This is a genomic window from Halorientalis sp. (assembly GCF_028275115.1).
Classification (GTDB): domain Archaea; phylum Halobacteriota; class Halobacteria; order Halobacteriales; family Haloarculaceae; genus Halorientalis.
On the sequence record NZ_JAQCNH010000092.1, the window covers coordinates 56721 to 70207 of the forward strand.

Here is a 13487-nt window from a genome sequence, read left to right on the forward strand (position 1 = left end):
ACTCTGTTCCGTTTTTCTGCCGACAGCTACGCAATGCCGGTGCTCCAGACACTCATCGTCCCCCTTCTTCTGCTCTCGGCGGCGCTGTCGGTCGGGTTAATTGTCGTCGCCCGACAGAGCCGCCAGGAGAGCAGTGTTCGGGAGTTCACCTTTCTGATGCTGGCGGCCGCCGTCTGGGCGAGCGCGCACGCGCTCCAGTTCGCGTCGGACGACCTCACGTGGATGTTGCTCTGGCGGACCGTCGGGTACGTCGGTCACAATCTCGTTCCGGTCGGCTTTCTAGTGTTCATGCTGACGTACACGGGGTACAGCGAGTGGGCCACGCGCCGGACGGTCGCCCTGCTGGCGGCCGAACCGCTGTTCGTGGCCGTCGTCCTCACACCGACGAACTCGCTCCATCACCTGATCTACACCGAAGTCGGCGCCGAACAATTCGGCTCGATCGCCGTCCTCACTCGTTCCTTTGGGCCGTGGTACTGGGTCAACACGACGTACAACTACGCGTTGATCGTGGCCGGTTTCGTTCTCTGTCTCCGGATGGCGCTGGACTCGCGCCAGCACTACCGTCTACAGGGGACCGCTCTGCTCGCCGGCGCGGTGCCGGCCTTCATGGCGAACATCGCCTGGGTGCTCGGCTTGACGTCTGTCGACTACACGCCGCTGACGCTGGGCTTTCTCGGCTTCGTCTGGGGCATCGCGCTCTTTCGCTACCGGTTGCTCGATCTGGTCCCCGTCGCCCGCGACACCGTCCTCGACAACATCAGAGACGGGTACATGATACTCGACGACCAACTCCGGATCGTCGACCTGAATCCCGCCGCTCGGGACGTGCTCGACGAGTCCGGCGACGCCCTCGGAATGCACGTCTCCGAGGCGTTCCCGGCCTGTAGGGACTTTTTGGACCACGCCGATTCGGGCACCGAGACCAGAGACGAACTCGTCGTCGACGACGGTGGCTCGAAGCGCTACTTCGACGCCGAGTTGACGACACTGCGCGACGCCCGCATTACGGGGCACCTCCTCATCCTGCGCGACATCACCGGCCGTCGGTCGATCGAGCAGTGGTACCGCACCCTCACCGAACAGTCCACCGACATCGTCACTGTCACCGACGCCGAAGGCCGAATCTCCTACCAGAGCCCCTCGGCCGAGCGGGTGCTGGGCTACGACACCACTGAACTCATCGGTACGCCGCTCGTCGAGTTGGTCCACCCCGACGACCGGACGGCCGTTCAACAGCGGTTCCCGGACTGGGGGTCGACCGAGAAGGCGGCCGTCGAGTACCGTGTCGAGGCCGCCGACGGCACCTGGCGCTGGATCGAGTCCCGGGGCCGGAACCTGCTCGACGACCCGACCGTCGGCGGTATCGTCGTCAACTCCCGGGAGATCACCGAACGCAAACACCACGAGCAGGACCTCGAACGAAAGAATGACCGACTCGACCGCTTCGCCACGCTCGTGTCTCACGACCTGCGCAACCCGTTGACCGTCATCGACGGACGTCTCGAATTCGCCGAGGAGACCGGCAACCGCGAACACTTCCGAGCCATCTCCGACGCGGTCGAGCGCATGGAACGACTCATCGACGACATGCTGACGCTGGCCCGCCAGGGCGCGGTCGTCGGCGACCCCTCGCCCGTCGACCCCGTGCCCGTCGTCCAGGACGCCTGGGCACACACCGGGAGCGGGGACGCTACGATTCGCCTCGAACCCCTCCCCGACACCGTCGTCGCCGACCCGGACCGGCTCCGGGAACTGTTCGAGAACCTGTTTCGCAATGCCATCGAACACGGCGGTCCCGACGTCACTGTCGCCGTCGGCTCGGCCGACGAGCGTGCCGACGCCACCGCTACCCCGCCGGACGTCGCTGAGCTGTACGTCGCCGACGACGGCCCGGGCCTTCCAGCCGACGCCGACGTGTTTGAGCACGGATTCACCACGAGCGATGGCGGCACCGGATTCGGTCTGAGCATCGTCGCCGACATCGTCGATGCACACGACTGGGCCATCACAGGAACACAGTGCGACGAACTGGGCGGTGCACGCTTCGAGGTCACCGACATCGAGACCGCAACGGACCCAGCGACCACCGGTGACGCCAGAAACACCGAGTCGGAGCCGTCACACTCCGGCTGACTGCCGGCAGTGAGAAGCGACGAAACACGGATGTAGCTGGTGGCTGAAACGCCGATATGGCCCTCTACGCAGTCGACAACGTCGGTGACGCGATCGACGCGACCAGCGCGTTCCTCTTTCCAATCGACCGGTCCCGATGGCTACGTCTCGCCGTCGTCACGTTCTTTGTCGCCGTCGGATTCAGTCTGAACGGCCCCACGAACGCCGGCACGTCGGCATCGAGCTTCAGCGGTGACGTCTCCGAACTCCCCGGGCTCATCCCGGGCGACCTACTGGCCGTCCTGTCGCTGATCACCGCCGCCGTCGCCGTGCTCGTCGCAGCCCTTGGACTGGTCGGGTCGGTGATGGAGTTCGTCTTCGTCGAATCGGTCCGTCGCGAGGCGGTCCACGTGAGACGGTACGGCCGCCAGCATCTGAGCGCCGGTCTCCGACTGTTCGCCTTTCGGCTCGGGGTCTTCCTGCTCGCAGCGGGACTGGTCGCCGGTGTCGTCTACGTCGCTGGCCCGACCGGTCCGGTGTTGGCCTGGACCGACGCACAGATTCTCTCGGCCGCCCTCCTAGCGCTCCCACTTCTCGCGGTCCTGTTCCCGCTCGCCGCCCTGATCGACGGGCTCACCGTCGACTTCGTCGTCCCTGTCGCCGTCCTGCAGGACCGGTCGATTCTCGACGGCTGGCGGCGCTTCTGGCCGACGCTACGCGCGAACGTCTGGCAGTACGCCGCCTACGTCCTCGTTGCCTTCCTGCTCAATATCGTCGTGGGCCTGGCTGCGACGGCCGCCGTCGCTATCGCCGCAACCCTGCTCGCGATTCCGTTCGTCGCGGTCGGCGTCGCTACCTTTCTCGCCGGCGGCGGGACGCTCACTACTGTCGTCGTCGCCGCCCTCGCCGTCCTCGTCACCGTTTACCTCCTCCTCGTGCTCGCCGTGGTTGCCCTCGTGCAGGTCCCACTCCAGACGTTTCTGCGTCATTACACACTGTTGGTGCTTGGCGACACCGACGACGACCTCGACCTGCTCTCGGAACGGCGAACCGCCGTTCGGGAGTGACGACCTGCGTCCTCCACCCCTGCTCGACCCCTAACGTCGCTCTCTCGATTACACTTTCACTTCCGGGCGGGTTTTTATACTCTTTCCAGCCGAAGTGGGTAGTATGGGTCAGACGACTCTCGACGACGACGATCTGTTCGACGAGGCTGCCTCGGAGATGCGCGAGGACGTCGAGGAATCGCTCGCGAACGCCCGCAGGGCACTGCCCGAGGGCGACGCCATTTGGGACGTGGACGCGGGCAACACCCTCGGTGTACTGAACGGCCTGCGGTCGGCACTGGACCCGGGCGAGGCACGAGAGCACCTCACCGACGCCAAAAAGTGGTACACGATGGGCGAACGCGCCGACGCTTTCGAGGACGCCGACGACCTCGCCGAGGAGATCGAGACGCTCCAAGAGATGTTCGAGGACATCGAAACTGCGCACGAGCAGGTGAGCGACCTCGCCAGCACCGTGCCGGAACTGCGTGGTTCGCTGGACGACGCTCACGCGGCAACCGAAGACGAGTCCGAGGCCGACGCCGACAGCGACGCCGAGGAAGCCGAAGCCGCCGACTAGCGGTGGTCGGGCAGCCCCGTGTCGCGGTTCGACACTCGTTCCAGTAGCGCCGACAGTGCCGTCGCCGCCTCCTCGACCAGTTGTTTCCCCAGGTCTGTGTTCCCTCCACGAGGGTCGCCCACCGTCCCGTTCTCGCTGAACTCCGCGCTGTCGTGCGCCAGATTCACTCCGCTCTCCCACTCGCCCCAGCCGTCGGCTCCCCCTTCGGCCGCCTCGTCCAGTCGGTCCTCGTTGACCAGTTCGGGGTGGAGATGCCGGAGTACGCTTGTTTCTAGAGGGCCGCCGTGGCCCATCGTCACCTCCTCGGGGTCGACGGCGTCGAACCAGGTGAACGCGGCCGCGTAGCCGTCGGAGTGGCGGGTGACGCGAGCGGCGGTCTCTCGGAGCGCGGCGACGTTGCCGCCGTGCCCGTTGACGAGCACGGTCTTGGACCAGCCGTGAGACCGCAGGCTTCCGACGGTCTCGCGGACGTAGTCCCGGAAGGTGTCCTCGCTCACCCACAGTGTTCCGGTGAACTGGCGGTGTTCCTCGGCGACGCCGACCGGGATTGGCGGTGCGACCACGACGGACTCGTCGGCATCGTCCTCGTACCGCTCCGCGCCGGCCTCGGCGACGGCCTCGGCGGTGATGTAGTCCGTCCCGAGCGGGGCGTGGGGGCCGTGCTGTTCGGTACTGCCGACCGGGAGGACGGCCAGGTCGGGGTCGGCGGCGTCGACATCGGTCCAGGTGGCCTCGGCGAGGTGCATCACCTGACTCCTCGGCCGGCGGCCACGTAAGCGCCCCGGCACGGGACAGGACCGCCGAGCGGGACCACTACTATAAGCCACAGTCTCTATTCGCTGGCGCTCACGAGAGCGCGTACGCCGACCTGTGACCCGACGTTGCCGTCGCGGCCGCGGTCAGTCCCCTCCTGCTGATCGCGCCCCGTCGCTGTAGCCCGTCCGGAGTTGGGGAGTCGAAACGAGTACGCGAACCCGCGTAGGGTCACGAGTCACCGGTCGAACGCGACGAGATAAAAAGCGGCCGCACTCCACCGGTACGGCGTTCGTCGAATAAGCCGGCGTGGTCGGTCGTCGCCGTCGTCCGGACGCCGACCGCGGTTTGGCCCGCTCCGGTCCGGACGGATTAGTCGTCGTCGGACTCCGTCTTCGCCCGTCGCTTCGTCGCCCGCTGGACGAAATCCTCCGGCAACTCCTCAATCTCACCGGCCTGGACCGCCCAGAGGTTGGCGTAGAGCCCGTTCTCTGCCAACAACTCTCCGTGACTTCCGCGCTCGACGATCTGTCCGTCTTCGAGGACGACGATCCGGTCTGCGTCCCTGATAGTCGAGAGTCGGTGGGCGATGGCGAAGGTCGTGCGGTCCTCGGCGAGCCGGTCCAGCGAACGCTGGATGAGCATCTCCGTCTCGGTGTCCACGTCGCTGGTCGCCTCGTCCAGCACCAGAATCTCGGGGTCTTTGAGAACTGCCCGGGCGATGGCGATACGCTGGCGCTGGCCGCCCGAGAGCTTCACACCACGCTCGCCGACTTCGGTGTCGTACCCTTCCGGGAGATTCGTGATGAACTCGTGGGCCTCGGCGCGTTTCGCAGCCTCGATTATCTCCTGTCTGCTGGCGTCGAAGGTACCGTACCTGATGTTCTCGGCGACCGTCCCGTAGAACAGGAACGTCTCCTGGCTGACGTAGCCGACGGTCTCGCGAAGACTCTGAATCGTCACGTCCCGGACGTCTTGGCCGTCGACACGAATCGTCCCCTCGCCCACGTCGTACATCCGCATGAGCAACTTCAGTACGGTGGACTTCCCTGCGCCCGTTGGGCCGACCAGCGCGAACGTCTCGCCGCCATCGACCTCGAAAGAGATATCCTCGAGAACCGGCTCGTCGTCGCTATCGTACGAGAAACCGACGTTCTCGTACTCGACGCGTCCCTCGTCGAGGACGAGTTCCTCCGCGTCCGGCTCCTCGGCGATGCGGGCGGGCGTGTCCATCAGACCGAAGATACGCTCGGCGGAGGCCCGTGCCCGCTGGTACATGTTGATGATCTGTCCGAACTGTGCCATCGGCCAAATGAACCGCTGTGTCAGGAGAATGAACGTGACGAACTCCCCCGTCGAGAGCGGCAGGGTGAACAGCCACGGCGCCTGCCCGGTATTCGTGACCGATACCACCCAGAACCCGCCGATGGCGAACGTGAGGACGAACCCGACGCCGGAGATGATCCGCAGGCCCGGGAAGAAGACGATCCGGGTCTTGATCGCCCCCCAGTTCGCATCGAAGTAGCCCTGTGACGCGTCTTCGACGCGGTCGGACTCGTATGACTCGGTGTTCGCACTCTTGATGACCTGAATCCCGCCGAGATTGTTCTCTAGACGCGAGTTGACCTTCCCGACGGAGGACCGAACGTCGGCGTACTTCGGCTGAATCGTCTTGATGAACCGGTAGGTGAAGTATGCGATGAGCGGCACCGGAACGAGTGCAACCAGTGCGAGTTGCCAGTTGATCCAAAAGAGGATACCGGCGATCCCCAACACCATGACTGCGAGCCGGAACGCGGAGTTCATCCCGTCGTTGAGAAAGTTCTCTAGCCTGTTGACATCGTTCGAGAGGATGGACATCATCTCGCCGGTCTGCTTGGCGGCGAAAAAGTCCATGTTCAGCCGTTGCATCTTGTCGTACGTGTCGGTCCGGATATTGTGTTGGATGCGCTGTGCGAACGCGTTCCACCCCCAGTTTCGCACCCAGTGGAACCCGGCCCCGAGGAGGAAGGCGACGCCGATGATACCGATTGTTAGGATCAACTGCTCCGTCTGAGTCGTCGGCAGCCACGCCTGCGGAACGCCGAGCAGGCTGTAGGCTCTCTCACCACGGATGATAGCGTCGATCGCGAGACCGAGAAGGACTGGGGGTAACAAATCGAGCAGGCGAGCGGCGATGCTAGCGGCCAAGCCAACGCTGAACGCACCCGCGTTCTCCCGGCCATACTCGGCGAACAGTCGCCGCATCGGGTTGTCGGTCCGCTCGCGTGCTTCCTCGAACGGGTCGTCGTCTGTGTCGGCCGCACCGATATCCATCACTAGTTGAACGTGCTGAATCCGCAAAAGCCCCACGTTTGAGGACGCTGCCCCGCTGTCTCAGCTCACGCCGCCGGGATTCGGCGTCGCATCTGACGCCGCAACCCGAGCCGGGATTGCCACTGTATCACCCACCGACAACCCAGTCCGGTTGGCGTAGCCGCGATTCACCTCAAGCACGTACTGCCCCGACCCCGGGTAGCGGGTGAGGTTCGTCTCGGCCACACCAGGTTCGGTGGGGGCGTGATGGATGGTTGTGACTGTGCCGTTGGCCGCGACGAAGAGGATGTCTAGCGGAAAGTCCATATCCCGCATAACGTAGGTGCGCGTACCGGAGGACTGGTAGACGAACAGCATCCCCTCACTGTCGTTCAACGCCTCGGTGTCGCTGAGGCCGGTGTAGCGCTCGCCGACGGTGTCGGCAATCGTCACCGTGACTCGCCCCAGCACGGTGGTGTTCTCGTCCCGGAGTTCGACCCGTGGTCGCCGCCGATCGTCGGTCCCGGTGTCGGGCATCGTGGTTCGAGGTTCGTCCGTGGTCGTAAGCGTCCCCGTCCCGGCGGTCGTTTCGGCGGGTGTCCCCGCGGCCTCGGGGCCGGACTGGCCGGCCGTTACTGACGTCGCTGTCGGTGTTCCGTCTGCGGGAGTCCCCGAACACCCCGCCAGGGGGAGACAGCAGAGTGCGAGAACGGCCGCCAGCGTCGCGCGTCGTGACACAACTGCACGTCGACGCGGGCTAGAATAAATCGTGCGGTCGGCGCGAACTCAGCCCACACTGTCGGGAACTATGACGACGTCGCCCTCGTCGACTCCGGTCGCGTTCGCGTACCCCCGGGGAACTTCGAGCACGTACTGTCCGCGCCCCTCGTACTGGGTGAGTTCGTCGCCGCGCTCACCGGGTTCGGTCGAGGCGTGGTCGACCATCGTAACCGTCCCGTCGGGCGCGACAAAGAGGATGTCTATCGCAAAAGACATGTTCCGCATGACGTAGGCGCGACTGTCGACGCTTTCGTGGACGAACAGCATGCCCTCGCCGGAACCGAGGCTGGCGGTTTCGCTGAGACCGACGTAGCGTTTGCGGTCGGTGTCGGCGATGCGCACGTCGACAGTGTCGAGTGTCGTTCCGTTCCCGTCCCGGACAGTGAGCGTGGCGTTCTCGTAGTCACTCGGCTCCAGCGGGGGCGCGAGGACGCCGGACTGGATCACCAGCGCGACAGCGATGACGAGGAGCAACCCCGTCGTGAGTGCGGTGACGGCCCGAGACGACATAATCGGATGGTGGACGGTCGGTAGCCTAAGACTGTCGACTCAGAAAGTAAGGGTTATTCTTCGGCGTGAATTTAGCCCGAATGCGGGTTCGTGGTCTAGTCGGTTATGACGCGGCCTTTACAAGGCCGAGACCGGTGGTTCGAATCCGCCCGAACCCACTCGTTTTGCGGCGAGCAACTCGCGAGCAGCCGAAAAAGCGTTCGCGTTCGGCCCGACGCCGGCGTCGGCGTTCGTCGTGCGGCGGACGCCCCGCGCTTCAACGGCCCGCTCGCGGCGTTTGGCGTTCCTGGTCGAGTGTTCTCCGTCTCCCACCGGGACCCTCTCCAGCCCCGCATTCCACGATGCGTGCACGGTGGACGGCAAAACCCCCTTTTGCCCGAACTGATGCTCGTTGTCTGGTCACGTGGTGACGGGCAGCGGCCGACACGGGCTCACGACTCCGACTTCCGACCGGGCTTTCGAAATCCTTTTTTCTACCACCTGCAACTGTCGGGATGCGCACGACGGCGCGCCGCCTTAGCTCAGACTGGGAGAGCACTCGACTGAAGATCGAGCTGTCCCCCGTTCAAATCGGGGAGGCGGCATTATACTCACAGTTCACATGCCCGCTAGCACGGTGTGTGCAGCGGGTGCCCGGGAAGCGACTCTATATTGGATACCGCTCGCGAATCTCTGATTTCTCGGTTCCGTCACCTGGCATCGCCGAGTCGGTCGGCGAGCGCATCCATCATTTCCCACAGGAGGCCAGTCACCGACCGTCCGTCGAACGAAACAGGCAGGTAGGTGGACTCGTCGCTCGTGTCGTCCCGTTCCTGATAGTGGAGCAAGCCGTCGACGTGTGGGTTCGGTTCGCAGTGGAATCCACAGTCGAGACCGTCTGACTCGCTGTAATGGAGGGTGTAGTACGCCCGAATCGGTGTTCGCTTCCAGGTGTCGCTCTCACGATCAGTTGCGTCGGGCCCAGGTGACGGATTCGGGATCCACGTCACCCGGAGCGACGCTGTCTCCGCTGAGCGACCGAACCACGACGGGTCGAGTGTCGCTCGTAGTTCCCGATATGCATCCGGTGGGTCCCCCTCGACAGATCGAACGGCCGGGTGTCGCGCCAACTCGCCGCGTAACTCGCGGAGGATGCGGTGTCGGTCCCGGCCAGAATCCGCCGTCATACTGTGATCGATGACAGATCGGCTGACCAGGTATCGTAGTTCTCGATGGCGTCCTGCACGAGCGAGAGTCGGTAGCGAGCCAGTTCCCAGTCGCTCGCGACCGCGACGAGTTCGTGCGCCCGTTCGGCAGAGACATCACTGTCGGCCGCTCGTTCACGCAAGGCCGCCGGGGAATCAGCGTCGTACTCGGCTTCCCACGCCGCAATGTCGTCTTTCAATTCGGCGGCCTGCTCCGACAGTTCGCGTTTCGTCGTCTCCTGGAGCAACTCTCTGACATCCCGGAGTCGCGTGTACAGCGGGTCCGGATAGTAGTGGCGGGTCCCATCGTTCTCAGTCGCTGTCACCACGCCGAGGTCGATGAGCCGGCGCAGGTGGTCCCGGGCCGTATTCGGGGAGACGGCCGCTTCCGTTGCAATCCACGACGCTGGCCGCGGTTCCGAGAGCGTCATCGTGACCGACTTCACCCGGTCGAACGCCGACGCGTGGTCTTTCCACGTCTCGACCCAGTCGGCCTCGCCGGGTGGATCTTCGGGCGACATACTCGATAGCACTCGTTCGAGCGTAATATTTCTACTCCTCCGCAAATTATTGCGCGGGTCTGCCATTGATAGCTTCGGAGTCCTGTCGATTCGGACCCGTCAATTGTTGTATATTGGCCATGGTGACCAGGTAGTGAGACCTGCTGGAAAATAGTAAAATCGAGACTAGTAAAACCGCGATTTAGATAATCTGAAGCATATCAGAACAAGCAACATGAACTCGGTGTCGTCGGCCTCGCGAGTAACGGGACACTCGTCGCAGGCGAGTGCAGGTACACCAGCCGCGAGATGACCGAGGGAAATCTCACTGACCTCAAGCGGAGTATGTCACAGGTTCAGTGGTCGCAACCGAACGGGAGCGACCGCGAGGAGCACTACTGCTGTTTCTGCCGCTCCGGATTTTCCGATGACCTGTAACAGGTGGCTGCGGAACGTGACGACGTGTCACTGTTCACGCCCAGCGACATCGTGCCGGGCGGTATCGATGGGTGACAACGAGGTGTCCTCCAGTGTGCTCGGCAGCGGTGTGCTGTCGTGTGGTATCAGGCATTGTATCGATCCTCAAGATCGTCGAGCGCGCGCCGGAACTGCTCGTTGTTGATTCGTGGCTCCGTCGTTGCTCGCGCCTTCAGCACGCCGGCGTACGTGTCGAACGCCTCGGGAGCCGGATCGGTCGCGAGGATACACGCCACGTAGCCATCAAGTGCCCGCTGGATGGCCCGTGCGTAGTGATCGTAGGCACCGTCGACCAGGTTGTATCGCTCGTCGACCTCCTCGAAGAGTGCTCGGTAGACGGTGGCGGCCGCGAGATACCGGTCGCGATCGCGGTACTCCTCGGCACTCTCGAAAAACCGCAAAAAATCGATGGCTTCGAACACGACCGGATCAGCGTGTGCCTCGAACAAATCGCCGATCTCCTCGCGGTACTCCTCGACCGATCTATGATCGTCGCCGAAGCGTACGAGAAACTGGTCGCGCAGCTCCGCGTTCTCGGCGAGTGCATCGCGGACGAACGCGCGTAGCTCCTCGGCGGATACGTCCGCGAGGACTGTCTCGATGTCCTCACTTTCGTCCCGTGGCGGGCTCGCGGCGACATCCAGCAATACGGCGACGACGTGCTTGCAGTCGCCGCATCCGTCGTACGGACAGGTACACCGCGTTTCGAGGGCTCGCCCACCGAACTCGACAGTCACGTCGTACGGATTCGACCCCCGGACTGTCGCCGTAACGAGGTCGTCGAATCGGTCGAGGCGCTGGATACGTCCCCTGTCACGGTAGTTCACACCGCGCTCGAAGACGGCATCGGTACACCGCTTCCGGATCGTCGCCTCGTCGACGTTCATGTCTACGAGTATGCCACTCACAGTCGAACCGTTTCTGGTTCACTCGCCGCCAGTTGGTCGTCGGTATGGGTCGACCAGTTCGTGTAAAACATGAGTGTAGGTCAGCCGGAAACTGAATAACTGAAAATCATAAAACCGTCCGAATGCTGGGAGGCGGCATCTCTATCGCGAACAATTCGTGAGCGACAGAACAAAATACCGAGTGGGTCCAGATGGACTGTGCGTGTCTTCACTATCCCGGGCGGTTCTGTACGAGCGTTCCGCCGACATCGTTCCGCCGTGCTGGCAGAAACCGTAAACCGATATAGTATCGAGAACTACTGTTCGGATACAGATGGGACTCTTCTCCGGTGAAGAAGGCGACACGACCGTCTCCGACCCACTGGTTGCGGACGCGTCGAACACGCTCGGGACGAGACAGTGACCAGAGAGTGACTGACACAAACCGACACGACTGGACGCATCACCGACGGAATCAGATTGAACGACGCGCCACCGATCGACTCTCTCGACGAAGACGAGCAGCCACAGTTCATTTTTTTCCAACAGGGCCAGAACGGCCCTCATGACACCGGACATCGACGAGGAACTGGACAAATCGGGCGGGTGGCCGCGTGTCATCATCTGTCTCACGGACCGGAGTATCGTCCTCGCACAGAGCAGCAAACGCGACACGGCTGTCACGATCCCACTCGACTCGGTGACCGGGTGTGACGTTCGATCGGACGGCACGTGACACAGCATAACCGTCGAGGTCGACGACCCGGGCATCGTCGAACACGTGTTCGACAGCTTCAACCGGTCGTCGGTGACCGACGCGGGCACCACTCTCGAAGCAAACGTCGAGAAAAAATACAACGGCCGCGACGTCGACCGCGTCGAAAGCTACCTGAACGCCGGCGAAATCGGGAGCGGAGCGTCTCCCCGTGAAGTTCGGGCAACAGCCGAGGAGGGCGAGCGCGTGGACGATGGGAGTCCCGCCGCCATCGCGGCCGAACTCTCGGTCGACTGCTACAGCTTCGACGAACGAACGCAGGTGGGGCCCACCCCTCCGGCGAGTACCCGGTTCGACTCGGAGAGACGTCGATATCGATCGGTGACGGTGAATACACCGTCGACTACGAGCACGTCTCCGAGACGCGGGAACTGTCCCACCGGGACACACAAGAAAGTACCGAGCGAACGCCTATGGACTCGTCGGCGTCCTACGTCACGACAGCAACCGCCGTCGCCATCGAGAGGACCGAACTGGTGACCGACGATGGGGCACACGTCGCGATGTACGGTCCAGCCGAGAAACAGCGCAGTAAACAGTGGCACCGGACCCCACGCTCTGCCAGTCGACGGACCCTGACCTCCGGTCCCCCGCAACCGCAGTTCCCGAGCGAGATAAGCGAACACGCCCAAAACAGGAGCACCGCTTCGGAAACGGGGCCAGCGTACGTCCTCCAGGGACCGTTCGACGTGGCGCGGTTCGACGCCACAACGTGTGAACTCGAGGTCGACGGCTGGGCAGACGGTCCATTCGAGCCGAAGACTGCGGTGGAGACGGGTGCCGGACAGGACGGGGACACAGGTAGTGCGCAACCCGACTCGCCGACTCGCTTCGAGACGGCGTCGGGGTCTTCGATCGACGGGGCTGTTCCGGCGGCGACCTCGGACCGTCCCGTCACCAGCGACGTGGACTCGGTCGAGATATACGAGGACAGCCTGACCGTGCGCTCGGAGATACGGGTCGAGATCGACTTCGCCGACATCAATGCGGTGTCCGCGCTCGCACGATATTGTCGTCGTCGAAGTCGGTCCGACGACCGTCCGTATCGCGAACGTCGCCAACGCCGATCGGATCGACGACGCCGTCGACTTCGTGCGAGCGCGGATGCCGGACGTCACAGGGGCCGAACCCACTGCCGAGGACGGGTGAACACCCGTCGGGGCCGTGTCGGGTATCGCGCTGTCCGTCACGCGTGGTGTGTTCTCGGATTTCGCCGTCCCCGCGGGTCGGGTGGGTCGCTTCAGCCGTTGCCGCCCCGCCCGACCGGCTCTCGGGCGACGGTTAGCGCGACGTCCACGCGGCGAACAGCCTCGTCGTTGTCGAGGTTGCCAGCGCTCTCCAGCAGACGCACGACCTGCTGGGCACGCCTCGTGACAACGGTTCGGGGGCGGACCCGTCGGCCACGTCGGCGGCTGTGGCCTGTGCCTCGCCGAGCCAGCGGTTCGCTGTCGGGTCGATGGGTAACTCCTCTGTCGTCGCGAGGTGGGTGTGGAGGGCGGCGGCGAGGTTCACCCGTGCCATCCCGCTGCGGTCGCTCGTGTCGAGGTCGTCGGGCATACCCGTGCCTCGAACTCCTGTGCTGTAG

At 64.0% G+C, this 13487-nt stretch carries 14 protein-coding genes, 2 tRNA genes and 1 pseudogene; 8 read left to right on the plus strand and 9 right to left on the minus strand.

Features of this window, described 5'->3' with window-relative positions; translation table 11 throughout:
* Window positions 1–33 precede the first annotated feature (33 nt).
* The 3 genes from Q0964_RS12560 (at window position 34) to Q0964_RS12570 (ending at window position 3741) form a co-directional block, all read left to right on the plus strand.
* Window positions 34–2136 carry a histidine kinase N-terminal 7TM domain-containing protein gene (locus Q0964_RS12560; RefSeq protein WP_299268053.1) on the plus strand — a complete coding sequence of 701 codons (2103 nt, stop codon included), beginning with the start codon at window positions 34–36 and terminating at the stop codon, window positions 2134–2136.
* 56 nt (window positions 2137–2192) lie between these two features.
* Complete coding sequence (locus tag Q0964_RS12565; RefSeq protein WP_299268056.1) at window positions 2193–3182, plus strand: DUF7544 domain-containing protein; 990 nt, start codon at window positions 2193–2195, stop codon at window positions 3180–3182.
* A 103-nt stretch (window positions 3183–3285) separates the two neighbouring features.
* Window positions 3286–3741: a DUF5790 family protein gene (locus Q0964_RS12570; RefSeq protein WP_299268059.1), complete on the plus strand. Its 456-nt coding sequence runs from the start codon at window positions 3286–3288 to the stop codon at window positions 3739–3741.
* On the opposite strand, the gene Q0964_RS12575 is transcribed toward Q0964_RS12570, so the two are convergent.
* The 5 genes from Q0964_RS12575 to Q0964_RS12595 form a co-directional block, all read right to left on the minus strand.
* Window positions 3738–4487 carry a creatininase family protein gene (locus Q0964_RS12575; RefSeq protein ID WP_299268062.1) on the minus strand — a complete coding sequence of 250 codons (750 nt, stop codon included), beginning with the start codon at window positions 4485–4487 and terminating at the stop codon, window positions 3738–3740. The genes Q0964_RS12570 and Q0964_RS12575 overlap by 4 nt on opposite strands.
* Window positions 4488–4573: 86 nt before the next feature.
* Window positions 4574–4729 carry a hypothetical protein gene (locus Q0964_RS12580; protein ID WP_299268065.1) on the minus strand — a complete coding sequence of 52 codons (156 nt, stop codon included), beginning with the start codon at window positions 4727–4729 and terminating at the stop codon, window positions 4574–4576.
* A gap of 137 nt (window positions 4730–4866) precedes the next feature.
* Window positions 4867–6810 carry an ABC transporter ATP-binding protein gene (locus Q0964_RS12585; protein WP_299268068.1) on the minus strand — a complete coding sequence of 648 codons (1944 nt, stop codon included), beginning with the start codon at window positions 6808–6810 and terminating at the stop codon, window positions 4867–4869.
* Between the two features lie 60 nt (window positions 6811–6870).
* Entirely contained in the window at window positions 6871–7527 is a 657-nt protein-coding gene (locus Q0964_RS12590) for a DUF192 domain-containing protein (RefSeq protein ID WP_299268072.1), read from the minus strand.
* Between the two features lie 48 nt (window positions 7528–7575).
* Window positions 7576–8079 carry a DUF192 domain-containing protein gene (locus Q0964_RS12595; RefSeq protein WP_299268077.1) on the minus strand — a complete coding sequence of 168 codons (504 nt, stop codon included), beginning with the start codon at window positions 8077–8079 and terminating at the stop codon, window positions 7576–7578.
* Window positions 8080–8163: 84 nt separating this feature from the next.
* On the opposite strand from Q0964_RS12595, the gene Q0964_RS12600 reads away from it, so the two are divergent.
* Both Q0964_RS12600 and Q0964_RS12605 read left to right on the plus strand, forming a co-directional pair.
* A tRNA-Val gene (locus Q0964_RS12600) sits at window positions 8164–8237 on the plus strand.
* A 352-nt stretch (window positions 8238–8589) separates the two neighbouring features.
* Window positions 8590–8663 (plus strand) — tRNA-Phe (locus Q0964_RS12605).
* A gap of 105 nt (window positions 8664–8768) precedes the next feature.
* Here the strand turns inward: Q0964_RS12605 and Q0964_RS12610 are convergent.
* Both Q0964_RS12610 and Q0964_RS12615 read right to left on the minus strand, forming a co-directional pair.
* Window positions 8769–9245 (minus strand): hypothetical protein, encoded by a 477-nt coding sequence (locus Q0964_RS12610; protein WP_299268078.1) that lies wholly within the window; start codon window positions 9243–9245, stop codon window positions 8769–8771.
* Window positions 9242–9784 carry a winged helix-turn-helix domain-containing protein gene (locus Q0964_RS12615; RefSeq protein WP_299268081.1) on the minus strand — a complete coding sequence of 181 codons (543 nt, stop codon included), beginning with the start codon at window positions 9782–9784 and terminating at the stop codon, window positions 9242–9244. Before Q0964_RS12615 ends, Q0964_RS12610 begins: the two co-directional genes overlap by 4 nt.
* Window positions 9785–9988: 204 nt before the next feature.
* Between Q0964_RS12615 and Q0964_RS18360 the strand changes: the two are divergent.
* A pseudogene (locus tag Q0964_RS18360) lies at window positions 9989–10201 on the plus strand (ATP-binding protein); the annotation flags it as partial.
* Window positions 10202–10326: 125 nt separating this feature from the next.
* Here the strand turns inward: Q0964_RS18360 and Q0964_RS12620 are convergent.
* A complete protein-coding gene (locus Q0964_RS12620; RefSeq protein WP_299268084.1) occupies window positions 10327–11127 on the minus strand; it encodes an SWIM zinc finger family protein in 801 nt (266 codons plus the stop codon).
* Between the two features lie 565 nt (window positions 11128–11692).
* Here Q0964_RS12620 and Q0964_RS12625 point away from each other — a divergent pair.
* Window positions 11693–11863 carry a hypothetical protein gene (locus tag Q0964_RS12625; protein ID WP_299268087.1) on the plus strand — a complete coding sequence of 57 codons (171 nt, stop codon included), beginning with the start codon at window positions 11693–11695 and terminating at the stop codon, window positions 11861–11863.
* A 1023-nt stretch (window positions 11864–12886) separates the two neighbouring features.
* The gene (locus Q0964_RS12630; RefSeq protein ID WP_299268089.1) at window positions 12887–13051 is read left to right on the plus strand and encodes a hypothetical protein; all 165 of its coding nucleotides are present in this window, start codon (window positions 12887–12889) and stop codon (window positions 13049–13051) included.
* Window positions 13052–13183: 132 nt separating this feature from the next.
* Here Q0964_RS12630 and Q0964_RS12635 read toward each other — a convergent pair whose 3' ends face one another.
* On the minus strand, window positions 13184–13459 hold the full coding sequence (locus Q0964_RS12635) for a DUF8152 family protein (RefSeq protein ID WP_299268091.1): 276 nt from the start codon (window positions 13457–13459) through the stop codon (window positions 13184–13186).
* Between the last annotated feature and the right edge of the window lie 28 nt (window positions 13460–13487).